Annotated in this window: 20 protein-coding genes; 9 read left to right on the top strand and 11 right to left on the bottom strand. The window is 54.2% G+C overall.

What is annotated here, in order from left to right; all coding sequences use genetic code 11:
* Nucleotides 1–6: 6 nt before the first annotated feature.
* Nucleotides 7–2103, bottom strand: a complete 2097-nt coding sequence (locus EoCCA6_RS11880; protein WP_152082827.1) for a right-handed parallel beta-helix repeat-containing protein — start codon at nucleotides 2101–2103, stop codon at nucleotides 7–9.
* A 344-nt stretch (nucleotides 2104–2447) separates the two neighbouring features.
* Here EoCCA6_RS11880 and glmU point away from each other — a divergent pair, with 344 nt between their 5' ends.
* The 7 genes from glmU to phoU all read left to right on the top strand — a co-directional run bounded on the left by glmU (nucleotide 2448) and on the right by phoU (nucleotide 10787).
* Nucleotides 2448–3818, top strand: coding sequence for a bifunctional UDP-N-acetylglucosamine diphosphorylase/glucosamine-1-phosphate N-acetyltransferase GlmU (gene glmU / locus EoCCA6_RS11875; protein ID WP_152082826.1), 1371 nt, complete (start codon nucleotides 2448–2450; stop codon nucleotides 3816–3818).
* Nucleotides 3819–4061: 243 nt separating this feature from the next.
* A complete protein-coding gene (gene glmS / locus EoCCA6_RS11870; protein ID WP_152082825.1) occupies nucleotides 4062–5891 on the top strand; it encodes a glutamine--fructose-6-phosphate transaminase (isomerizing) in 1830 nt (609 codons plus the stop codon).
* 320 nt (nucleotides 5892–6211) lie between these two features.
* Nucleotides 6212–7252 carry a phosphate ABC transporter substrate-binding protein PstS gene (gene pstS, locus EoCCA6_RS11865; RefSeq protein WP_152082824.1) on the top strand — a complete coding sequence of 347 codons (1041 nt, stop codon included), beginning with the start codon at nucleotides 6212–6214 and terminating at the stop codon, nucleotides 7250–7252.
* A gap of 126 nt (nucleotides 7253–7378) precedes the next feature.
* A complete protein-coding gene (gene pstC / locus EoCCA6_RS11860) occupies nucleotides 7379–8338 on the top strand; it encodes a phosphate ABC transporter permease PstC (RefSeq protein WP_152082823.1) in 960 nt (319 codons plus the stop codon).
* Nucleotides 8338–9228 carry a phosphate ABC transporter permease PstA gene (gene pstA / locus EoCCA6_RS11855; protein WP_152082822.1) on the top strand — a complete coding sequence of 297 codons (891 nt, stop codon included), beginning with the start codon at nucleotides 8338–8340 and terminating at the stop codon, nucleotides 9226–9228. Before pstC ends, pstA begins: the two co-directional genes overlap by 1 nt.
* Nucleotides 9229–9274: 46 nt before the next feature.
* Complete coding sequence (pstB, locus tag EoCCA6_RS11850) at nucleotides 9275–10048, top strand: phosphate ABC transporter ATP-binding protein PstB (protein ID WP_015961095.1); 774 nt, start codon at nucleotides 9275–9277, stop codon at nucleotides 10046–10048.
* A 13-nt stretch (nucleotides 10049–10061) separates the two neighbouring features.
* A complete protein-coding gene (gene phoU / locus EoCCA6_RS11845; RefSeq protein ID WP_152082821.1) occupies nucleotides 10062–10787 on the top strand; it encodes a phosphate signaling complex protein PhoU in 726 nt (241 codons plus the stop codon).
* A gap of 90 nt (nucleotides 10788–10877) precedes the next feature.
* Here the strand turns inward: phoU and yieH are convergent, their stop codons facing one another.
* Nucleotides 10878–11543: a 6-phosphogluconate phosphatase gene (gene yieH / locus EoCCA6_RS11840; protein WP_152082820.1), complete on the bottom strand. Its 666-nt coding sequence runs from the start codon at nucleotides 11541–11543 to the stop codon at nucleotides 10878–10880.
* A 166-nt stretch (nucleotides 11544–11709) separates the two neighbouring features.
* On the opposite strand from yieH, the gene adeP reads away from it, so the two are divergent.
* Nucleotides 11710–13047: an adenine permease AdeP gene (gene adeP, locus EoCCA6_RS11835; RefSeq protein ID WP_152082819.1), complete on the top strand. Its 1338-nt coding sequence runs from the start codon at nucleotides 11710–11712 to the stop codon at nucleotides 13045–13047.
* Between the two features lie 91 nt (nucleotides 13048–13138).
* Here the strand turns inward: adeP and EoCCA6_RS11830 are convergent, their stop codons facing one another.
* The 9 genes from EoCCA6_RS11830 to rpmH all read right to left on the bottom strand — a co-directional run bounded on the left by EoCCA6_RS11830 (nucleotide 13139) and on the right by rpmH (nucleotide 20658).
* Nucleotides 13139–13705 carry an NADPH-dependent FMN reductase gene (locus tag EoCCA6_RS11830; protein ID WP_152082818.1) on the bottom strand — a complete coding sequence of 189 codons (567 nt, stop codon included), beginning with the start codon at nucleotides 13703–13705 and terminating at the stop codon, nucleotides 13139–13141.
* A 36-nt stretch (nucleotides 13706–13741) separates the two neighbouring features.
* A complete protein-coding gene (locus tag EoCCA6_RS11825) occupies nucleotides 13742–14488 on the bottom strand; it encodes a 4'-phosphopantetheinyl transferase family protein (RefSeq protein WP_152082817.1) in 747 nt (248 codons plus the stop codon).
* 122 nt (nucleotides 14489–14610) lie between these two features.
* Nucleotides 14611–15582, bottom strand: coding sequence for an HTH-type transcriptional regulator YidZ (gene yidZ / locus EoCCA6_RS11820; RefSeq protein WP_152082816.1), 972 nt, complete (start codon nucleotides 15580–15582; stop codon nucleotides 14611–14613).
* Complete coding sequence (locus tag EoCCA6_RS11815; protein WP_152082815.1) at nucleotides 15551–16726, bottom strand: MFS transporter; 1176 nt, start codon at nucleotides 16724–16726, stop codon at nucleotides 15551–15553. The genes yidZ and EoCCA6_RS11815 overlap by 32 nt, the downstream gene beginning before the upstream one ends.
* A 111-nt stretch (nucleotides 16727–16837) precedes the next feature.
* Nucleotides 16838–18202 (bottom strand): tRNA uridine-5-carboxymethylaminomethyl(34) synthesis GTPase MnmE, encoded by a 1365-nt coding sequence (gene mnmE / locus EoCCA6_RS11810; RefSeq protein ID WP_152082814.1) that lies wholly within the window; start codon nucleotides 18200–18202, stop codon nucleotides 16838–16840.
* Between the two features lie 72 nt (nucleotides 18203–18274).
* On the bottom strand, nucleotides 18275–19918 hold the full coding sequence (gene yidC / locus EoCCA6_RS11805) for a membrane protein insertase YidC (protein WP_152082813.1): 1644 nt from the start codon (nucleotides 19916–19918) through the stop codon (nucleotides 18275–18277).
* 2 nt (nucleotides 19919–19920) lie between these two features.
* Nucleotides 19921–20178: a membrane protein insertion efficiency factor YidD gene (yidD, locus tag EoCCA6_RS11800; RefSeq protein ID WP_001307474.1), complete on the bottom strand. Its 258-nt coding sequence runs from the start codon at nucleotides 20176–20178 to the stop codon at nucleotides 19921–19923.
* Nucleotides 20142–20501, bottom strand: a complete 360-nt coding sequence (rnpA, locus tag EoCCA6_RS11795; RefSeq protein WP_014172301.1) for a ribonuclease P protein component — start codon at nucleotides 20499–20501, stop codon at nucleotides 20142–20144. The genes yidD and rnpA overlap by 37 nt, the downstream gene beginning before the upstream one ends.
* A gap of 16 nt (nucleotides 20502–20517) precedes the next feature.
* On the bottom strand, nucleotides 20518–20658 hold the full coding sequence (rpmH, locus tag EoCCA6_RS11790; RefSeq protein WP_000831330.1) for a 50S ribosomal protein L34: 141 nt from the start codon (nucleotides 20656–20658) through the stop codon (nucleotides 20518–20520).
* A gap of 602 nt (nucleotides 20659–21260) precedes the next feature.
* On the opposite strand from rpmH, the gene dnaA reads away from it, so the two are divergent.
* The gene (dnaA, locus tag EoCCA6_RS11785) at nucleotides 21261–22655 is read left to right on the top strand and encodes a chromosomal replication initiator protein DnaA (RefSeq protein WP_152082812.1); all 1395 of its coding nucleotides are present in this window, start codon (nucleotides 21261–21263) and stop codon (nucleotides 22653–22655) included.

Below are 22655 nucleotides of genomic sequence, written 5' to 3'. Positions count from 1 at the left end.
CTGAGCTTACCGTTGTGAGATAAGCGAAGCGCCATCTGGCAGTATCTCCCCGCTGTCGTTCACGCTTTCCCCTTTCACGATAAAATAGTTCGACTCATCAATATTCCCCGTTACGGCATCGTCATACTTTCCGGGTGTTGTGCGCACCGATTTATTACCGGTAAATACACCTTGTGTGGTTGTTTCACCATACGGGCTGGGCCGGAAGATAAAGTTAAAGCGCAGGTTATCTATCGCGATATTATTCGCCACCACCAGCGCGCCTGGGTTGAAGTTATCGGTAAAACCATCCAGATGATTGCCGATTGCTTTACTATTGCGGATTTCATGTGCGACAGGCTGGCCCTCCCCGCCGAGTTTGAAACCGTTGCTGGTATTGTTACGGGCAATTGAATTCTCGATCACCACAACGCCATTAGCACCGTCCTCAATCTTGTTGAACAGGTCAAAGCCATCATCGATGTTGTCATGGGAATAGCAATTTTCCAGGCGATTGCCCTCGCCGACGCGCATTTTGACCGCAAAGCCGTCGGCATTTATTTTGCCCGGATCTTCATTGGCATATGATTCAGAGTTGATTACCCGGTTGTCGCGGGCCCACAGTGGTCGGCCAATATTTTCCGGGGAGGAGATCTGGATGCCAGTATCGTCGTTGCGATAAGCGGTGACGTTCTCAATAACGTTGTGGCTCCCCTGTACGCGCAGACTTTTATCTGTTACCTCAATATCTTTGAGATGCCAGTAGTTTGCATCCACCAGCAAACCGTGGATTACCGCTTTGCCTTCAGCCTGTAACGTCGTCATTTTTCCCGCACTGCCGCTGGCCGTCAGAGGAATTTCGCTCCGTGGATAATCACCCGCACTCAGGATAATCTTTCCGCCCGGCGCAACCAGACCGATCGCGGTGGCTAAATCCACAGGAGATTCCTGCGTACCTCTTCCATCCGCTTTACCCACCGGTGAAACGTGAAGCGTTGTTGTATCAATACCGTTCACCTTATCGACGGTAAACGTCTGATGAACGGCTTCACCGCTGGTGGGGGTGAATGTCAGACTAAACGCATTACTCTCCGTTAGCGTCGCGGGAACGACGTACATTTCTCCCGCTTTGACCGGTTTATCACTCCCGATCACCACTTCGTTTTGCCGAACGCTGAATACCCCGTCGTAGTTCGCACGGGCCTGAACCAGATAGTGGTCAGTCAGGCTTTTGCTCGCAGAAGCAAGTTGAACAACAACGGGAACAGGTTTTGCCTGCCAGGGGTGAGACACCACGGTGTTCGCTGCTGAAGTAGTCAGCATCGCGTCGGATACGGTGATTTTGGCATTACGCGAGGCGAAAAAGCCCACGTAGTAATGATCTTTGTTCTGTACAGAAATGAGATCGGCGCGTGGCACACTTTTACTCACCCATGCGTCACTGCCTGCGGGAGCCCACGCGGTGATAAACCCATCGTTGGTGCGTTCCAGCTTTAAACGAAACGCTGGCGTCTTGCTAATATCCACCTCTTCCTGGTAGCTCTGCTTTTTAATTGCCGCCCCGGCATCACCCCACGGATGAGAAATCCCTTCGCGGGTTATGGCCTGCAGTTTTATCCGATGATGGTCTTTTTTATCCTGCGTCATAATGGCATTCATCACCAGATTCGATGCCGCCGGGAACTCCTCATAACCCTCTTTCAACGGCTGCTGGCGTGGCACGCCGAGGATGTCGCGCACCAACAGACCAGCCCCTTCCTGGGCGGCGGGTTTCGCCCCGTTTTCCGGGCCAAATTGATCTACCCGAACAGTGGCCTGTAAAACGAAGTTCTCCTTTGCTGGCAGCTCGGTATAGAAAAACGTTAACCCGTCATGTGAGTTGGCGATCTTACCGCCACGACTTTCAAGGGTGACGGGTTTAGACAGGTTGGCTGTATCCTGTGCAGAGAGTTTTTTCCCGTCGATAGTGACATCGTTAACGCCGATTTTTTCCGGCAGTACGTTCGACGAAAAATTCAGATCGGTTGACTGCCCAAAAGCAATGGCTTTCCAGACTGGCTGATCCGCAGCCGTTGCAGTAAAGGCGCTACACACCATTAAGGACAGAGGTATTTTATAGTTCATCTTATTCTCCTGATTGATAATTGAGCGCCATTATCATCAAGATGAAACGCTGTTTCTTTTTCAAACGTCACACTATTGAAGAATTAAAACAGTGTTTTGCTTTAAAGGGATCTTTATTCATGATCCAAAAAAATAGCTAACCTATTGTGTGGGTTAGCGACTTACCACAAGAATGCTATTTTCCAGAGAAAAAGTGATTTACTCTGCCCCTGAAACTAGCCTCAAATAGCCGTTAACGGCAGATGTTGAACGTTTTCGCACCACTCCATTTTATGGCGCAAAATATGTAGAATTTTCAACGTCAAAGGGTTTTACTTCTCACTCAAATTACAGTCAGGACGCGTATGTTGAACAATACGATGAGCGTGGTCATCCTTGCCGCAGGCAAAGGCACCCGCATGTATTCCGATCTTCCGAAGGTGCTGCACACCCTGGCGGGAAAGCCAATGGTGCAGCATGTCATTGATGCAGCGAATGAACTGGGTGCACGCCAGGTACACCTGGTCTACGGCCACGGCGGCGATCTGCTGAAACAAACGCTGAGCGATGACAAGCTCAACTGGGTGCTTCAGGCTGAACAGCTGGGCACCGGCCATGCGATGCAGCAGGCCGCTCCGTATTTTGCGGATGACGAAGATATCCTGATGCTCTACGGCGATGTCCCGCTGATCTCCGTTGAAACACTGACTCGCCTGCGTGAAGCCAAACCGCAGGGCGGCATCGGTTTGTTAACCGTGGTGCTGGACGACCCGAGCGGCTATGGCCGTATCACCCGTGAAAACGGTAACGTCACGGGGATTGTCGAGCACAAAGATGCGAGCGAAGAACAGCGCCTGATTCAGGAGATCAACACCGGTATCCTGATTGCCAACGGTGCAGATATGAAACGCTGGTTGTCGAAGCTCAACAATAACAATGCACAGGGTGAATACTACATCACCGATATCATTGCGATGGCGTATCAGGAAGGGCGTGAAATTGCTGCCGTTCATCCGGCACGCATTAGCGAAACGGATGGTGTGAATAACCGCCTGCAGCTTTCTCGCCTTGAGCGTATTTACCAGGCTGAGCAGGCTGAAAAACTGCTGCTGGCAGGTGTGATGCTGCGCGATCCGGCGCGCTTTGATCTGCGCGGAACGTTGTCCCACGGGCGCGACGTCGAAATTGATACTAACGTTATCCTTGAAGGTAACGTCACGTTAGGTAACCGCGTCAAAATTGGCGCTGGCTGTGTGATTAAAAACAGCGTCATCGGTGACGACTGCGAAATCAGCCCATACAGCGTGGTGGAAGATGCCCGTCTGGACACGGCATGTACTATTGGCCCGTTTGCGCGGCTGCGTCCGGGGGCTGAGCTGCTGGAAGGCTCACATGTTGGTAACTTCGTAGAGATGAAAAAAGCGCGTCTGGGGAAAGGTTCCAAAGCCGGTCATTTGACCTACCTGGGCGATGCGGAAATTGGCGACAATGTGAATATCGGTGCAGGCACTATCACCTGCAACTATGACGGGGCCAATAAATTCAAAACCATTATCGGCGATGACGTGTTTGTCGGTTCCGATACGCAGCTGGTGGCACCTGTGACCATCGGCAACGGTGTGACCATTGCCGCCGGGACAACCGTGACGCGCGATGTGGCGGACAACGAACTGGTATTAAGCCGTGTGCCACAGGTTCACAAGCAGGGCTGGAAACGCCCGGTGAAGAAGAAGTAACAACAATAGTCACCCCTCACCCTGACCCTCTTCCCCCAGGGGAGAGGGGAACTGAACGGTGCGGTGTTTTTCTCCCTCGCCCCTTTGGGGAGAGGGCCGGGGTGAGGGGATAATATAATCCTCCCCCCACAAGCAGTACCCATAAAAATAACCCCACTCTCTACAAGGCTCGGGGTGCCCGGAAAGGGCAAATACAGGTCAGCGACAACGCATGGCATAACGCCATAATCAGGAAATCTAACTATGTGTGGAATTGTTGGCGCAGTTGCGCAGCGTGATATTGCTGAAATCCTTCTCGAAGGCTTACGTCGTCTGGAATACCGTGGTTACGACTCTGCCGGTCTGGCTGTCGTGGATGCAGAAGGTCATATGACCCGTCTGCGCCGTCTCGGTAAAGTGCAAATGCTGGCTCAGGCCGCGGAAGAACATCCGCTGCATGGTGGCACTGGTATTGCGCATACCCGCTGGGCGACCCACGGCGAACCGTCTGAAGGCAATGCGCACCCGCATGTGTCTGAACACATTGTGGTGGTGCATAACGGCATTATCGAAAACCACGAACCACTGCGCGAAGAGCTGAAAGCGCAAGGCTATACCTTCGTCTCTGAAACCGACACCGAAGTGATTGCTCACCTGGTGCACCGGGAGCTGGAGCAGGGCGGCACGCTGCGTGACGCGGTGCTGCGTGCTATTCCTCAGCTGCGCGGTGCCTACGGTACGGTGATCATGGATTCCCGCGACCCGTCCACGCTGCTGGCCGCGCGTTCCGGTAGCCCGATGGTTATCGGCCTGGGCATGGGGGAAAACTTTATCGCCTCTGACCAGCTGGCGCTGCTGCCGGTTACTCGTCGCTTTATCTTCCTGGAAGAGGGCGATATTGCGGAAGTGACGCGTCGCAGCGTGACGGTGTTCAACACCAAAGGCGAGCAGGTGAAGCGCCAGGAGATCGAATCTAACCTGCAGTACGACGCAGGCGACAAAGGCGCTTACCGTCACTACATGCAGAAAGAGATTTACGAGCAGCCGAATGCCATCAAAAACACCCTGACCGGGCGTATCAGCCACGGTGAAGTTGATTTGAGCGAACTGGGCGCAAACGCGAACGAACTGCTGGGCAAGGTTGAGCACATTCAGATCGTGGCCTGTGGCACCTCTTACAACTCCGGTATGGTGTCTCGCTACTGGTTTGAATCCCTGGCAGGTGTGCCGTGTGATGTCGAAATCGCCTCTGAATTCCGCTACCGCAAATCCGCGGTGCGTCGTAACAGCCTGATGATTACCCTTTCTCAGTCAGGCGAAACGGCGGATACCCTGGCGGCACTGCGTCTCTCTAAAGAGTTGGGCTACCTGGGTTCGCTGGCGATTTGTAACGTGCCGGGCTCCTCGCTGGTACGCGAGTCCGATCTGGCGCTGATGACCAAAGCGGGCACTGAAATCGGCGTAGCATCGACCAAAGCGTTCACCACGCAGCTGACCGTTCTGCTGATGCTGGTGGCGAAACTGGCGCGCCTGAAAGGCGAAGATGCTTCCGTTGAGCACGACATCGTTCATGGTCTGCAGGCGCTGCCGAGCCGCATTGAGCAGATGCTGTCTCAGGACAAACGCATTGAAGCGCTGGCAGAAGATTTCTCTGACAAACATCACGCGCTGTTCCTGGGCCGTGGCGATCAGTATCCGATTGCGCTGGAAGGCGCGCTGAAGCTGAAAGAGATCTCCTACATCCACGCGGAAGCCTACGCGGCAGGCGAGCTGAAACACGGCCCGCTGGCGCTGATTGATGCGGATATGCCGGTTATCGTTGTGGCACCAAACAACGAACTGCTGGAAAAACTGAAATCCAACATCGAAGAAGTGCGCGCCCGCGGCGGTGTACTGTACGTCTTTGCGGATAAAGATGCCGGTTTCGCCAGCAGCGATAACATGCACATCATTGAGATGCCGCATGTGGAAGAGATGATTGCACCTATCTTCTACACCGTTCCGCTGCAGTTACTGGCTTACCACGTTGCGCTGATCAAAGGCACCGACGTTGACCAGCCGCGTAACCTGGCGAAATCCGTAACCGTCGAATAATCTCTCCAGGCTCCACCTTCTGGTGGAGCTTTTTACCTTGCCTGGTTTGTTTTTAATCAATTCTTTCTCGTTTTTATTTATGACAATCTGTCATCTTCAGCTACTTTTTTCAGTGTCACATAAAGAAAATATTACTGAAAACGTACTGTCATGTTTGCGGCTAACATAATGATAATTAAGAATAGTTTTGCTGATTTTTAAGTGAAACTTTCATTGTCATAAAACTGTCATAATTCGTACATTTATCTGTCACCTGTTTGTCCTATTTTGCTCATCGTAGCCACTAAACAACGATTTACGAAATCCTTGCAGGAGACATTATGAAAGTTATGCGTACCACTGTCGCAACTGTTGTCGCCGCGACCTTATCTCTGAGCGCTTTCTCTGTATTCGCAGCAGCAAGCCTGACTGGCGCTGGTGCAACCTTCCCTGCGCCGGTGTATGCCAAATGGGCAGATACCTACCAGAAAGAAACCGGTAACAAGGTTAACTATCAGGGTATCGGCTCCTCCGGTGGCGTAAAACAAATTACCGCTAACACCGTTGATTTCGGCGCATCAGATGCACCTCTGTCTGATGACAAACTGGCTCAGGAAGGCCTGTTCCAGTTCCCGACCGTTATCGGTGGTGTCGTTCTGGCGATCAACCTGCCTGGCGTGAAATCGGGTGAGCTGGTGCTGGACGGCAAAACCCTGGGTGATATCTACCTGGGTAAAATCAAAAAATGGGATGACGAAGCGATCGCGAAACTCAACCCAGGCCTGAAGCTGCCTTCTCAGAACATCGCTGTGGTTCGTCGCGCTGACGGTTCTGGCACCTCCTTCGTCTTCACCAGCTACCTGGCGAAAGTGAACGAAGAGTGGAAATCTAAAGTCGGCTCTGGCTCTACCGTTAACTGGCCAACCGGTCTGGGCGGTAAAGGGAATGACGGTATCGCCGCGTTTGTACAGCGTCTGCCAGGCTCTATCGGTTACGTAGAATACGCTTACGCCAAACAGAACAACCTGGCTTACACGAAGCTGGTTTCTGCTGACGGCAAACCGGTTAGCCCGACCGAAGAGAACTTTGCTAACGCCGCGAAAGGCGCTGACTGGAGCAAATCCTTCGCTCAGGATCTGACTAACCAGAAAGGCGACGACGCCTGGCCAATCACCTCTACCACCTTCATTCTGGTTCACAAAGATCAGAAGAAACCTGAGCAGGGTGCTGAAGTGCTGAAGTTCTTCGACTGGGCATACAAAAATGGTGGCAAACAGGCTAATGACCTGGATTACGCCAGCCTGCCAGACAGCGTGGTTGAGCAGATTCGTGCTGCATGGAAAACCAATGTGAAAGACAGCAGCGGTAAGGCATTGTATTAATTTAGCATTCTGACGAAAATGGCGGGTGGCGCTTGCGCTTACCCGCCCTACGGTTCCGACTGTAGGCCGGGTAAGCGCAAGCGCCACCCGGCGATTTCGTAAACGCGTTTAACAGAAGAGTAATTTATGGCTGCAACCAAGCCTGCATTTAACCCTCCGGGTAAAAAAGGTGACATGATTTTCAGCGCACTGGTCAAACTGGCTGCGCTGATTGTGCTATTGCTGCTCGGCGGCATTATCGTGTCTCTGATTTTCTCCTCCTGGCCGAGCATTCAGAAATTCGGTTTCTCCTTCCTGTGGACCAAAGAGTGGGATGCACCGAACGATATCTACGGTGCGCTGGTGCCGATTTACGGCACGCTGGTCACCTCGTTCATCGCCCTGCTGATTGCGGTTCCGGTGAGCTTTGGTATCGCCCTGTTCCTGACGGAGCTGGCACCAGGCTGGCTGCGACGTCCGCTCGGTATCGCCATTGAACTGCTGGCGGCCATTCCAAGTATCGTTTACGGCATGTGGGGCCTGTTTATCTTTGCGCCGCTGTTTGCGACGTACTTCCAGGAGCCGGTGGGTAATGTTCTCTCCGCCATTCCGTTTGTGGGTGCACTCTTCTCTGGCCCGGCATTTGGTATTGGTATCCTGGCGGCAGGCGTGATCCTCGCCATTATGATCATTCCGTACATTGCGGCGGTTATGCGCGATGTCTTCGAACAAACCCCGGTGATGATGAAAGAGTCGGCCTACGGTATCGGCTGCACCACCTGGGAAGTTATCTGGCGCATCGTGCTTCCGTTCACCAAAAATGGGGTTATCGGGGGCATCATGCTGGGCTTAGGTCGCGCGCTGGGTGAAACCATGGCGGTGACCTTTATCATCGGTAACACCTACCAGCTCGACAGCGCCTCGCTCTACATGCCGGGTAACAGTATTACGTCCGCGCTGGCGAACGAATTCGCTGAAGCGGAATCCGGGCTGCACGTTGCGGCACTGATGGAACTGGGCCTGATCCTGTTTGTTATCACCTTCATTGTACTGGCGATTTCCAAGCTGATGATTATGCGTCTCGCTAAAAATGAGGGGGCACGCTAATGGCGACTCTCGAAATGCAAAATACAGCCCAGCTGGCGGAATCTCGTCGCAAAATGCAGGCGAAGCGCCGCACGAAAAACCGTATCGCACTGACGCTCTCAATGGCGACGATGGCGTTCGGTCTGTTCTGGCTGGTCTGGATACTCTTCTCCACCATTGTGCGCGGTGTCGATGGCATGTCCCTTGCGCTGTTCACCGAAATGACGCCGCCACCAAACACCGCGGGTGGCGGTCTGGCGAATGCCCTGGCCGGCAGCGGGCTGCTGATCCTGTGGGCGACGGTATTCGGTACACCGCTTGGCATCATGGCGGGTATCTACCTGGCGGAATACGGGCGTAAATCCTGGCTGGCGGAAGTGATTCGCTTTATTAACGACATCCTGCTTTCTGCACCGTCAATCGTGGTGGGTCTCTTTGTTTACACCGTCGTGGTGGCGCAAATGGAGCACTTCTCCGGTTGGGCGGGCGTGATTGCGCTGGCGCTGCTGCAGGTGCCTATCGTCATTCGAACCACCGAGAACATGCTGAAACTGGTGCCGGATAGCCTGCGTGAAGCGGCTTACGCGCTGGGAACGCCAAAATGGAAAATGATCTCCGCGATTACGCTGAAAGCGTCCGTCTCCGGGATCATGACCGGTATCCTGCTGGCGGTTGCGCGTATTGCCGGTGAGACGGCACCGCTGCTGTTTACGTCCCTCTCCAACCAGTTCTGGAGCACGGACATGATGCAGCCGATCGCCAACCTGCCGGTAACGATCTTTAAATTTGCGATGAGCCCATTCGCGGAATGGCAGCAACTGGCCTGGGCCGGGGTGCTGATCATTACCCTTTGCGTACTGTTGCTGAACATTCTGGCGCGCGTCATTTTCGCGAAGCAGAAACACGGTTAATTTTTACGGCGCGGCACATCGCGGCGTCGAATGAGGAAATAAGTCAATGAGTATGGTTGATACTGCCCCAGGTAAGATTCAGGTTCGTGATTTGAACTTCTACTACGGCAAATTCCATGCCCTGAAGAATATCAACCTGGATATCGCGAAGAACCAGGTTACGGCATTCATTGGTCCGTCTGGCTGTGGTAAATCCACGCTGCTGCGTACCTTTAACAAAATGTATTCGCTCTATCCGGAACAGCGTGCAGAAGGCGAGATCCTGCTGGATGGCGACAACATCCTGACCAATACCCAGGATATCGCCCTGCTGCGTGCGAAAGTCGGCATGGTGTTCCAGAAACCGACGCCGTTCCCGATGTCGATTTACGACAACATCGCGTTTGGCGTGCGCCTGTTCGAGAAGCTCTCCCGCGCGGATATGGACGAGCGCGTGCAGTGGGCCTTGACCAAAGCCGCATTATGGAACGAAACCAAAGATAAGTTGCACCAGAGCGGGTACTCTCTCTCCGGTGGTCAGCAGCAGCGTCTGTGTATTGCGCGTGGTATCGCCATTCGCCCGGAAGTATTGCTGCTGGATGAGCCCTGTTCAGCGCTGGACCCAATCTCAACCGGGCGTATCGAAGAGCTGATCACTGAGCTGAAGCAGGATTACACTGTGGTGATCGTGACCCACAACATGCAGCAGGCTGCGCGTTGTTCCGACCACACGGCGTTTATGTACCTGGGCGAGCTCATTGAGTTCAGCAACACGGACGATCTGTTCACTAAGCCCGCGAAGAAACAAACGGAAGATTACATCACCGGCCGTTACGGCTGATTAGGAGTGCGCTATGGATAATCTCAACCTTAATAAACATATTTCTGGACAGTTCAACGCTGAACTGGAAAGCATCCGCACTCAGGTGATGACCATGGGCGGTATGGTGGAGCAGCAGCTTTCTGATGCGATTACCGCCATGCATAACCAGGACAGCGAACTGGCGAAGCGCGTTATCGAAGGCGACAAAAACGTCAATATGATGGAAGTCGCTATCGACGAAGCCTGTGTGCGCATTATCGCGAAGCGTCAGCCGACGGCGAGCGACCTGCGTCTGGTGATGGCGATCATCAAAACTATCGCTGAACTGGAACGCATTGGTGATGTTGCGGACAAAATTTGCCGCACCGCGCTGGAGAAATTCTCTCAGCAGCACCAGCCGCTACTGGTAAGCCTGGAGTCGCTGGGCCGCCACACCGTGCAGATGCTGCACGACGTGCTGGATGCCTTCGCGCGTATGGATCTTGACGAAGCCATTCGTATCTACCGTGAAGACAAGAAAGTCGACCAAGAGTACGAAGGCATTGTGCGTCAGCTGATGACCTACATGATGGAAGATTCACGAACCATTCCAAGCGTTCTGACCGCGCTGTTCTGCGCGCGCTCAATCGAGCGTATCGGTGACCGTTGCCAGAACATTTGCGAATACATCTTCTATTTCGTGAAGGGGCAGGATTTCCGTCACGTGGGCGGTGATGAGCTGGACAAGCTGCTGGCGGGGAAAGATCCGAAAGAGTGATCCGCGTAAATATGCCCGGTGGCGCTGCGCTTACCGGGCCTACGAGCTCTGTAGGCCGGATAAGCGTTAGCGCCATCCGGCTTTGTTTTTTCAACGAGTAATATTCCACCCGCGCGCCTTCCACAGCTCCGGCAACTGCGCCAGATCGGTAAAGGTCGTCACTTTTGGATGATCGATCGGCTTGTTGTGCGGATCGGCACAGAAGTAAAACACCTCCATGCCCGCATCAATTCCCGACTGCGCGCCCGCAGACGAGTCATCGACCAGAATACAATTCTCTACGTTGACGTTCATTGCCTTCGCCGCATGGAACATCAGGGCCGGATCGGGCTTCCAGCGCTGGATATCGTAACCACTGAACAGTTTTTCCGGGAAATGATGCAACATTTCCAGCTTACCCAGCGAATGCTGCATTTTACTGACCGGGCCGTTTGAGACCACGCAGATTGGTACCGTCATCGCGTCCAGCAGCGCGTTAGCACCAGCGATAACTTCCAGTTCTGAGTCGAAAAGGCGTGCGACCTCGGCGCGGTACACCGGTTCCAGATCGGCTTTTGCCAGATCTACCCCGTGCTCTTCGTTAATGATGTCGATAATCTCGTAGAGTTTCACGCCCTTAAAGCGTTTGAACACCTCTTCGAGATCGAGCGTAATGCCAAATTCCTGGAACATGGCGACATACGCGCGGGAACAAATGACCTCACTGTCGACCAGCGTACCGTCGCAGTCGAAAAATACCGCTTCAATTTCGGACATGCCTTTCCCTTTTAACAAGTTTAACGTTTACGTACTGCAGTTTAACGAGACGCAATCGTTGCCGTATAAGCAAAATCAATGAAAAAAAGTATCTCGTAACCGCCCTTATTGTCGCATTTTGGTATAGGATAGCGACGAATTTTCCCTCCTTGTTCGGAAATTGATGATGAGTCAACAACACACTACCCAGACATCTGGTCAGGGTCTGCTTGAGCGCGTGTTCAAACTGCGCGAGCACGGCACCACGGCACGCACCGAAGTGATCGCCGGTTTCACCACCTTCCTGACGATGGTCTATATCGTTTTTGTTAACCCACAAATTCTGGGCGTGGCTGGCATGGATACCAGCGCCGTCTTCGTTACTACCTGTCTGATCGCGGCGCTTGGCAGCATTCTTATGGGTGTATTTGCCAACCTTCCGGTTGCGCTAGCTCCGGCAATGGGCCTGAATGCGTTCTTCGCGTTCGTGGTGGTTCAGGCGATGGGCCTGCCGTGGCAAGTCGGGATGGGGGCTATCTTCTGGGGCGCGATTGGCCTGCTGTTGCTGACCATTTTCCGCGTGCGTTACTGGATGATTGCTAATATCCCCGTAAGCCTGCGCGTGGGCATCACCAGCGGTATCGGTCTGTTCATTGGTATGATGGGCCTGAAAAACGCGGGTGTGATTGTTGCGAACCCGGAAACGCTGGTGAGTATCGGTAACCTGACTTCTCACAGCGTGTTGCTGGGGGTGCTGGGCTTCTTTATCATCGCGATTCTGGCTTCCCGTAATATTCACGCGGCAGTGCTGGTCTCTATTGTCGTGACCACCCTGCTGGGCTGGATGCTGGGCGATGTGCATTACAGCGGTATCGTCTCTGCGCCACCGAGCGTTTCTAGCGTGATCGGCCACGTAGACCTGGCGGGTTCCCTGAACCTGGGCCTGGCGGGGGTGATTTTCTCCTTCATGCTGGTGAACCTGTTTGACTCGTCCGGTACGCTGATCGGCGTGACCGATAAAGCAGGCCTGGCGGATGAGAAAGGCAAATTCCCGCGTATGAAGCAGGCGCTGTTTGTTGACAGTGTTTCCTCTGTTACCGGCGCGTTTATCGGCACCTCTTCTGTTACCGCTTACATTGAATCTTCTTCCGGCGTGTCCGTGGGTGGTCGTACCGGCCTGACGGCGGTTGTCGTGGGTATCCTGTTCCTGCTGGTGATCTTCCTTTCGCCGCTGGCGGGCATGGTTCCACCGTATGCGGCAGCCGGTGCGCTGATTTATGTCGGTGTACTCATGACGTCGAGCCTGGCGCGTGTGAAGTGGGAAGATTTGACCGAAGCGGTTCCGGCGTTTATTACCGCGGTGATGATGCCGTTCAGCTTCTCGATCACCGAAGGTATCGCGCTGGGCTTTATCTCTTACTGCGTGATGAAAGTCGGGACTGGTCGCTTCCGCGAACTTAGCCCATGCGTGATTGTGGTGGCGCTGCTGTTTGTGCTGAAGATTGTGTTTATTGACGCGCACTAAGGTGCGGTTTGTGGTGTCAGGTGGCGCTTCGCTTACCTGACCTACTGACGAGTGTAGGCCCGGTAAGCGTTAGCGCCACCGGGCTTTTTTATCAGGCTTTCACCCGCTTAATGTAATCCCCAAACGCCGTCAACTGGCCAGACAGATGATCACGCGTGCTCTGATCCACCACTTCACCCGTTTGCGGGTCGATCTTATTCTGAATCACACCGCCCATAAATTCCGGCTTGTTCATCACCATCGCATCCAGGAACACCAGGATCTGGCGCAGGTGATACTGACAGCGCGCGCCGCCAATCGCCCCCATCGAGCTGGTCTGGATCAACACGGGTTTACCCGATAGCGGCTGCTCCGGTAAACGGGATAACCAGTCGATGGCGTTCTTCAGGCCACCCGGAACCGAATAGTTGTATTCTGGCGTGACGATGACCACGCCATCGGCCTGACGGATTTGCTCCGCCAGCGCTTCAACGCTTTGCGGAAACCCTTCTTCCTGCTGCACATCCGCATCATAAAGCGGGATTTCACCAATGGAAGGCAGGGCGGCGATCTCCATGCCTGCTGGTGCCAGCTGTGGCAGCGTGCGGGCAACCATCCCGTTAAATGAACCTTTGCGCAGGCTTCCCAGTAACGTAACGACTTTCAACGTATCAGACATGATTACTCCTGTTTCATCATGATGACCCTGAACGGATCAGCTAAGGGTGAATGCTTTTTCTGCCGGTAAACTGGTTAATCGCATCAGGCGCGCGGCGGGTTCGTTGGCGCGCTCGGGCACATCAGGAAGGCTACGCCATCCACGTTTGCTGTCAAATTCCCAGATTTTCAGTCGCTCAATGGCGGGAGTGACGGCTACAGACCAGATCAATACGTCCTCTGCGTCGCTGAGCGCTTCCACCAGCGCTGCTTTAGCGGCGCGCAGGCGTCCGGAGCCTGGAAGCAGCTGTAACAGGCTGGCGTCGTCTGACGCGCAGCCACAGAGTTTGCGAATGCTTTGGCGCAGGGTGATGAGTTGGGCTCTGGCCTCAATGGGATCGTTCTGGTTGCGCACCCACAGTTTTTCATTGCTGGAGAGCGGGTAATCATCGTGCGGGTTTGCGCCGAGGAAACCATGCGTGGCGCGCTGAAGTTCCAGATCCAGCCCGCAGTCGCCTTCGGTGGTAAGCGCAACGCCAACAATATTGCCGGTATAGGCGATGGAAAAGCGTGGAAGCTCCGGGTCCGCAAAGACCGGGCGACCTTCCGGCTGGGTGATGATATCCGGCAATTCACTGGTGCCATAGAGCATAAACATCAGTTCTGCGAGGAGCGCTCGGGAAGCCAAAAACCGCGTCCTGCGATGTTCCGGCAGCTTGAGCGCTTCACTGTGACAGGCCGAAGACATTCTGGCCGATACGAGACGCCCTTCTGTCAGCATCCCTCGTGCAAAGTGCGTAGCCATTTGTCGCTCCTTGATAATGGTCGTTGTTAGTTAAACGGTTACATTATTATCGCTCAACTTAGCTCCTGTTTTAATCAGTAAATGGCCGTAAGAGAAGCCTGAGGACCGAACTTTACATTTTCTTAGGCAAAAACAGGACCTGAAGCAGCGTACAGCGCCTTAATCGTCTCGCGCAGCCAGACGATTTTAGGATTGTGGCTGTTCCGTTTATGCCAGATCAGCGTAAAGGGTACGGTCAGCTTCTCTGCCTGCGCTTCATCGATGGGAATGGGGAGGGTGATCAACTTCCGCTGGTGGAGTTGATTATAGTGATGGCAGTAGTGCGGTGCGGTAGCAATGTAATTATGGCCGGGCTGCGCTGCCATAAACATCGACTGCTCGAAACCAGGCAGGCTCATGGCAATATTTCGCTCACGCCCCATCTCTTTTAGCACCTCATCAAGCGCCCAGGTGTCGCTGCGCTCCCAGAAGATGCTGATATGCGGGTAGCGCAGAAACGTCTCCAGATCCCACTCCTCCTGAAGAGCCGGATGGTCTTCGCGCAGGTAGACGCACGGGCGGTCACTAAACAGGATTTCGTAGTCGATAAACCACGGCATCAGCTTCAGCAACTCGCGTGAGCGCGGGTGTGTTTCACGCCCGGTAAAGCCGAGATCCACTTCCCCGCGCGTAATGGCGTCCAGTGAGTCATAGTCCCAGTGGCGCATCTTCACCGTGGCCTGCGGGTAGCGCTGGTTTACCTTTTCCAGCAGATCGTTAAACCGTATCAGCATCAGCGGCGTTTCCGCTGCCAGCTCAAACTTTAGTCCGCCCGGTGAGTCGTGATGGAATTTATCGAGGATCTGGTTGCCAATCTGCATCCAGTCTGCCAGATCCTGCTCCAGGCTTACCGTCAGCGGCGTTGGCAATAACCCTAACGGCGTTTTCACAAACAGCGGGTCGTCGAACCAGTCACGCAGTTTGGCCAGCGATTTACTCACCGCAGACGGCGTCACGTTCATCCGTTTCGCGGCTTTGGTAACGCTGCGCTCCTGCAGCAAAAGCTGAAGGCAAAGCAAAAGGTTAAGATCGAGACTGCTGATGGGCTTCTTCATAATGCGCTGCGGGATGGATGACCATAAGTAAGGTGATGCAGACCATGCTACAGCCAATCAGTATCCCGATCAGCATATTCAGCGCGTTAAGGCCGATTACCGCTGCCAGCCAAATCCACAGCGACGAACCGCAGACCTGTGCGATGCCCAGTACCGAACTTGCCACGCCCGCGCGCAGCGAGAACGGACCAAGTGCCTGGCTCATTGCTACGCCAAACCCAACTGAGAACCCGGCGCAGATCAGCGTGATACCGGCCAGCATAATCGCGTGTGAGCTGGCGGTTGCCAGAATCACACCCGCGGCCAGGAACAGCGTCTGCGAGGTGAGCATCAGCGTGCGCTGGCGAAAGATATTCAGTGCAAACGGTGTTGAGAAAGAGACGGCCATACTGACCATTGCGGTTAATGCCATCACTGTCGAATATTCGCCGCGATCGAAGCCCATGGTTTCCATCAGCAGAACTGGGGAAACGTTTACATAGGTCAGGATCACCGCCACGCTCAACGTGGTGACAGCCAGACGGCTGAGGAAAAAGCGGTTCAGGAGCTTTTCTGTCGGGTGAATCGTTGCGGTATGTCCCGTTTTCTGTGCGCCGGGATGGGTCTCTTTCAGCACCGCAATCGACAGGATAAAGACCAGTGCGCCCATGGCCGCCATGGTCCAGAAAAGGCTTTGCCACGGGAATTTCAGCATGATCAGGTAACCGACAACCGGTGCCAGCACCGGAATAATGCAGGTGATACCGTTCAGCATGGAGAGCACTTTAGCGCGGCGCTGGGCGCTTAAGGTGTCGCGCAGAATCGCGAAGGCGACGACGTAACAGCCACCGGCACCAATACCCTGGATAAAACGCCCCGCCAGGAACAGGGTGCTGTCCTGTGCCTGCGAACACAGTACAGAAGCCAGCGCAAAGATAATGGCACCGGTAATGGCGACGGGCTGACGACCGGCTTTGTCGGCGACTTTCCCGGCAAAGACCATCGACGATGCCATTCCCGCGAGGTAGGCCGAAAACGCGATATGCAGTTGCGCTTCGCTGGCACCCAGATCGCGGGCGATGTGCGGTAATCCCACCAGATACATATCAATGCCCGACGGATAAAGCAGAACCAGCGCAAAACTACAAAACAGAAAACGAGCCATAAACCCCCCATAGATGCAGGCATGCAGAATAGGGGGATAAAAGGGATTAAGCGAGTTGCCGTTTGGACAATGGTGATTTCCTGGGAGGAAATCACCACGGGTTAGCGAGGGTTACTTACCAATACAGAAGCTCGAGAAAATTCGCCCTAATAGATCGTCCGACGTAAACTCCCCGGTGATCTCGCTCAGATTCAGCTGTGCCAGGCGCAATTCTTCCGCCAGCAGTTCACCCGCCCACGCGCCAATCAGCTGCGCTTTGCCCTGGTCAAGATGGCGTGCTGCCTCTTCCAGCGCCTGAAGATGACGACGACGCGCCAGGAAGCCGCCTTCCATGCTGGTATCAAAGCCCATGCTCTGCTTGAGATGGTTACGCAGGTCGTCCACGCCTTCACCGGTACGCGCCGACAAGCGAATGAGTGAGTGACCATTCACATCGCTGATGCCCAGCGTTTCGCCGGTAACGTCCGCTTTGTTACGCACCACGGTAATCGGCAATTTGGCGGGCAGACGGGCGATAAAGTCCGGCCAGATCTCTGCCGGGTCAACGGCATTAGTCGTGGTGCCGTCCACCATAAACAGCACGCGGTCAGCCTGCTCGATCTCTTGCCAGGCACGTTCGATACCGATGCGTTCCACTTCGTCGCTGGCATCGCGCAGACCGGCGGTGTCGATGATGTGCAGCGGCATCCCGTCGATATGAATATGTTCGCGCAATACATCGCGGGTGGTTCCGGCTATATCGGTCACGATCGCCGCTTCACGTCCCGCCAGGGCGTTCAGCAGGCTCGATTTCCCGGCATTAGGACGTCCGGCAATGACTACCTTCATCCCTTCACGCAGCAGGCTGCCCTGACGCGCTTTGGCGCGAACGGCGTCGAGATCGTTCATCACCTGGTTGAGCTGAGCTTCGATTTTGCCGTCAGAGAGGAAATCGATCTCCTCATCCGGGAAGTCGATAGCGGCTTCCACGTAGATGCGCAGGTGAGTGAGTGCTTCCACAAGATGATTCACGCGCGCGGAAAATGCCCCCTGCAGCGAGTTCAGCGCGGAGCGGGCCGCCTGTTCAGAGCTGGCGTCGATCAGGTCAGCAATCGCCTCGGCTTGCGCCAGGTCGAGCTTATCGTTCAGAAATGCACGCTCGGAGAATTCACCCGGCTTTGCTATACGCAGGCCAGGTAATGTCAGAATACGTTTTAACAGCAGGTCGAGGATAACCGGCCCGCCGTGGCCCTGAAGTTCCAGCACGTCTTCACCGGTAAAGGAGTTCGGGCCGGGGAACCACAGCGCAATGCCCTGGTCCAGCGGGGTGCCGTCGGCATCTTTAAACGGCAGGTAATCAGCGTAGCGCGGCTTTGGCAGTTTACCCAGCACCGCTTCAGCCACCTCGCGCGCCTTCAGGCCGGAAATACGCAGAATGCCTACACCACCGCGTCCCGGTGGGGTTGCCTGGGCGACGATAGTGTCGTTATGGCTCATAGTTGGTCTCGTTCAATACAAATAAAAAAGGCGGTCAATCGACCGCCCTTATTTTAGCGTTAACTTACCGAATCAGGACTTTTTCTTTTCGCGGCTATGCAGGCCACGTTTTTCCAGACCACGGTAAATCAGCTGCTGCTGGATGATGGTCACCAGGTTGCTGACGATATAGTACAGCACCAGACCTGACGGGAACCACAGGAAGAACACGGTGAAGATGACCGGCATAAAGGTCATGATCTTCTGCTGCATCGGGTCGGTCACGGTGGTCGGAGACATCTTCTGGATGAAGAACATCGTCACGCCCATCAGGATCGGCAGGATGTAGTACGGGTCCTGTGCAGACAAGTCATGGATCCACAGCGCGAACGGCGCATGGCGCAGCTCAACGGAGCCCATCAGCATGTAGTACAGCGCAAGGAAGATTGGCATCTGGATAATCAGAGGGAAGCAACCGCCCAGTGGGTTCACTTTCTCTGCTTTATACAGGGCCATCATCTCCTGGCTCTGACGCTGCTTGTCATCGCCCAGACGCTCACGCATTGCCGCAATCTTCGGCTGCAGCATACGCATCTTCGCCATGGAGGTGTACTGCGCTTTAGTCAGCGGGTACATGATGCCACGAACGATAAAGGTGATAACGATGATGGAGAAGCCCCAGTTACCCAGGAAGCTGTGGATGAACTTCAGCAGCTTAAACAGCGGCTGAGAGATGAACCACAACCAGCCGTAATCTACGGTCAGGTCCAGGTGTGGTGCCACGGCAGCCATTTTGTCCTGGATTTCCGGGCCGACCCACAGGGTGCTTGCCAGCTTACCGGTTTCACCCGGCTGAACCAGAACCGGCTGAGATTTGTAGCCGATGGCTGCAATACCGTTGCCCAGGTTCGCGGTGTAGAAGTTATTTGTTCCGTCGTTATTCGGCACCCATGCCGTCGCGAAATACTGTTGCAGCATCGCCACCCAACCGCCTTTAGCGCTGACGTTCAGGTTTTCGTTATCGGCAATGGTGTCGAATTTGTATTTCTCGTACTTCGCATCAGGCGTGGAGTACGCCGCGCCACGGAAGGTATGCAGCGCAAAGTTGCTGCTTCCGGTGTCACGGTGAGACGGCAGATTGATGGACTGCTTAAGCTGACCGAAGGTCGACACTTCCAGCGGTTTCGCACCGGCGTTCTGCACGCTGTAGCCCACGTTCACCGCATACTCACCGCGCTTCAGGGTGAAGGTTTTGGTGAAGGTGTTGCCCGCGGCGTCAGTGTAGGTCATCGGGATCGCGAGTTCGTTCTGGCCATCAGCCAGTACAAAGGTATCGCTCTCGACGTTATACAGTGGACGCGCACCGTTAGCCGGGTTATCCGGGCCATCACGACCGGTCAGGCCGCTCTGAGCCTGGTAGATAAACTCAGGCGTGGTTTCCAGTAACTGGAACGGTTCGGTAGACTTCAGCTCTTTCGGGTAGGTCAACAGCAGCGCCTGCTCAACATCACCACCACGGGTGTTGATAGTCAGTTCAAGCACATCGGTCTTAACCGTAATCTGTTTCCCCTGGCCACTGGCCGGTACGCCCTGGTCGGCGGCGCTACCCGCTGCGGTGGTCGTGGTCTGCGTGGTCTGCTGCTGGGGTTGAGGATTTTTATCCTGTTCCCATGCCTGCCAGATCATGAAAGACACGAACAACAAAGCGATGATAAGAAGATTGCGTTGCGAATCCATCGTTAGTGTTCTCTGGTATCAAAGGGTCCGGGGGGGACGGGATCGTCTCCACCTGGGTGTAAAGGGTGGCATTTTAATACGCGTTTCACCGTCAACCAACTGCCTTTTATCACTCCAAACCTGCGCAATGCCTCAATTCCGTAGCTTGAGCACGTTGGCGTGAAACGGCAATGTGGCCCGAGTAGCGGACTAATCAGGCGTTGATAGACCCTGATAAGGGCTATCAGGACCCGCGAGCCAGGCGACAGTGGCGGCGCCATAATTTTTCCAACGCTTCCGAGAGAGCACGGTTATCGAGGTCGGCAACCCCTTTTTTAGCCACCACCACGAAATCCATTGAAGGCAGTTCGTGCTGACGTAAACGGAAACTTTCACGCGTCAGACGTTTAATCCGGTTGCGTTCATGCGCACGCTTAACGTTTTTCTTGGCGACTGTGAGACCGATGCGGGGATGCCCCAGCGAATTCAGGCGGCCGAGGATGGTGATTTGCGGCGTGCCAGCCCGTTGTGGCTGCTGGAAGACGAAAGTGAAATGAGTGGGAGTTAACAAACGTAACTCCCTGGGAAATGCGAGCTTAACCACTCAGGGGTTAGCTTTATTACTTGGAAACGGTCAGACGAGCGCGGCCTTTAGCACGACGACGTGCCAGAACCTGACGACCATTTTTAGTAGCCATACGAGCACGGAAGCCGTGAGAACGGTTGCGCTTCAGTACAGACGGTTGAAAAGTGCGTTTCATGGCGATTTCTACCTAAACTTGAAAAAATTCATGACTTTTGCGGATGCCCGACCGAGTTTCGAATGACGGACGCCGAAGCCGTGGGTGATTAAAGAGGCCGGATTGTAATAATTGTACACTCCGGAGTCAATTCTCTTTCCTTAAATCCCTGCGTATTTCCGCACGTTTTCGCGTGAAAAATGAGCAACGGACGACGCAGGAAGATGAGCATCACGCGCCGGGTCGAGGATTATACGGCCTCCCCGACAAAGCGCAAGGATCGTCCCGGATCTTCGTTAGATCATTTAAGCAAAAAATTGTCTGTGCTCATTAATTTTTCCAATATGCGGCCTAAATCGTGGGGCACTTGCGCCAGGATCGTTTACACTTACCCGGTTTCGGATCTTCCTGTGGATAAATCGGGAAGAATCTGTGAGAAACAGAAGATCTCTGGCTCAGTTTAGGCTATGATCCGCGGTCCCGATCGGGATCTCAGGAGCCTGGTCAGGATAAAATTGCAGATAGCAATTCGCACGTCACCCTTTTGCACAGGGTCATGTCGATGTGCGCCAACAATCATGAATATTCAATAGTTTTCTTTTATTGTTCGAGTGGAGTCCGCCGTGTCACTTTCGCTTTGGCAGCAGTGTCTTGCCCGATTGCAGGATGAGTTACCAGCCACAGAATTCAGTATGTGGATCCGCCCGTTGCAGGCGGAACTGAGCGATAACACGCTGGCTTTGTATGCGCCAAACCGTTTTGTGCTCGATTGGGTAAGGGACAAGTACCTTAATAATATCAATGGACTGCTGAACGATTTCTGCGGGACGGATGCCCCGCAGCTGCGCTTTGAAGTGGGAACAAAGCCGGTCACCCAAACTGTTCGTGAAACCGTGAATGTGGCAACGCCTGCTCAGGCGGCACCCGCTCCGGCCCCTCGCGTCGCACCTGCCCGTCAGGGCTGGGATAATGTTCCTGCACCCGCCGAGCCAACCTACCGCTCTAACGTTAACGTTAAACACACGTTCGATAACTTCGTTGAAGGTAAATCGAACCAGCTGGCGCGCGCGGCGGCTCGCCAGGTTGCCGATAACCCCGGTGGCGCTTATAACCCGCTGTTCCTGTATGGCGGCACGGGTCTCGGTAAAACGCACCTGCTGCACGCAGTGGGTAACGGTATTATGGCGCGCAAGCCCAATGCGAAAGTGGTGTATATGCACTCCGAGCGCTTCGTTCAGGACATGGTAAAAGCCCTGCAAAACAATGCGATCGAAGAGTTTAAACGCTACTATCGTTCCGTTGACGCGCTGCTGATCGATGACATTCAGTTCTTCGCCAACAAAGAACGATCGCAGGAAGAGTTTTTCCACACCTTCAATGCGCTGCTGGAAGGTAATCAGCAGATCATTTTGACCTCGGATCGTTATCCAAAAGAGATCAACGGTGTTGAAGATCGTCTGAAATCCCGCTTCGGCTGGGGCCTGACCGTGGCGATCGAGCCACCGGAGCTGGAAACCCGCGTAGCGATCCTGATGAAAAAAGCCGATGAGAACGACATTCGCCTGCCGGGTGAAGTGGCGTTCTTTATCGCAAAACGTCTGCGTTCTAACGTCCGTGAGCTGGAAGGGGCGCTGAACCGCGTTATCGCCAATGCCAACTTCACCGGTCGCGCCATCACCATCGATTTTGTGCGTGAAGCGCTGCGTGATTTATTGGCATTGCAGGAAAAACTGGTCACTATCGACAATATTCAGAAGACCGTGGCCGAGTATTACAAAATCAAAGTGGCAGATTTACTGTCTAAACGTCGTTCCCGCTCGGTGGCGCGTCCGCGTCAGATGGCGATGGCGCTGGCAAAGGAGTTAACCAACCACAGTCTGCCGGAAATCGGCGATGCGTTTGGTGGCCGTGACCATACGACCGTGCTGCACGCTTGTCGTAAGATTGAGCAGTTACGCGAAGAAAGCCACGACATAAAAGAAGATTTTTCCAATTTAATCAGAACATTATCATCGTGA

Origin of the sequence: Enterobacter oligotrophicus, assembly GCF_009176645.1 — a bacterium.
In the GTDB taxonomy this organism is placed as follows: domain Bacteria; phylum Pseudomonadota; class Gammaproteobacteria; order Enterobacterales; family Enterobacteriaceae; genus Enterobacter; species Enterobacter oligotrophicus.
This window is presented reverse-complemented; position numbering and strand designations above follow the sequence as displayed.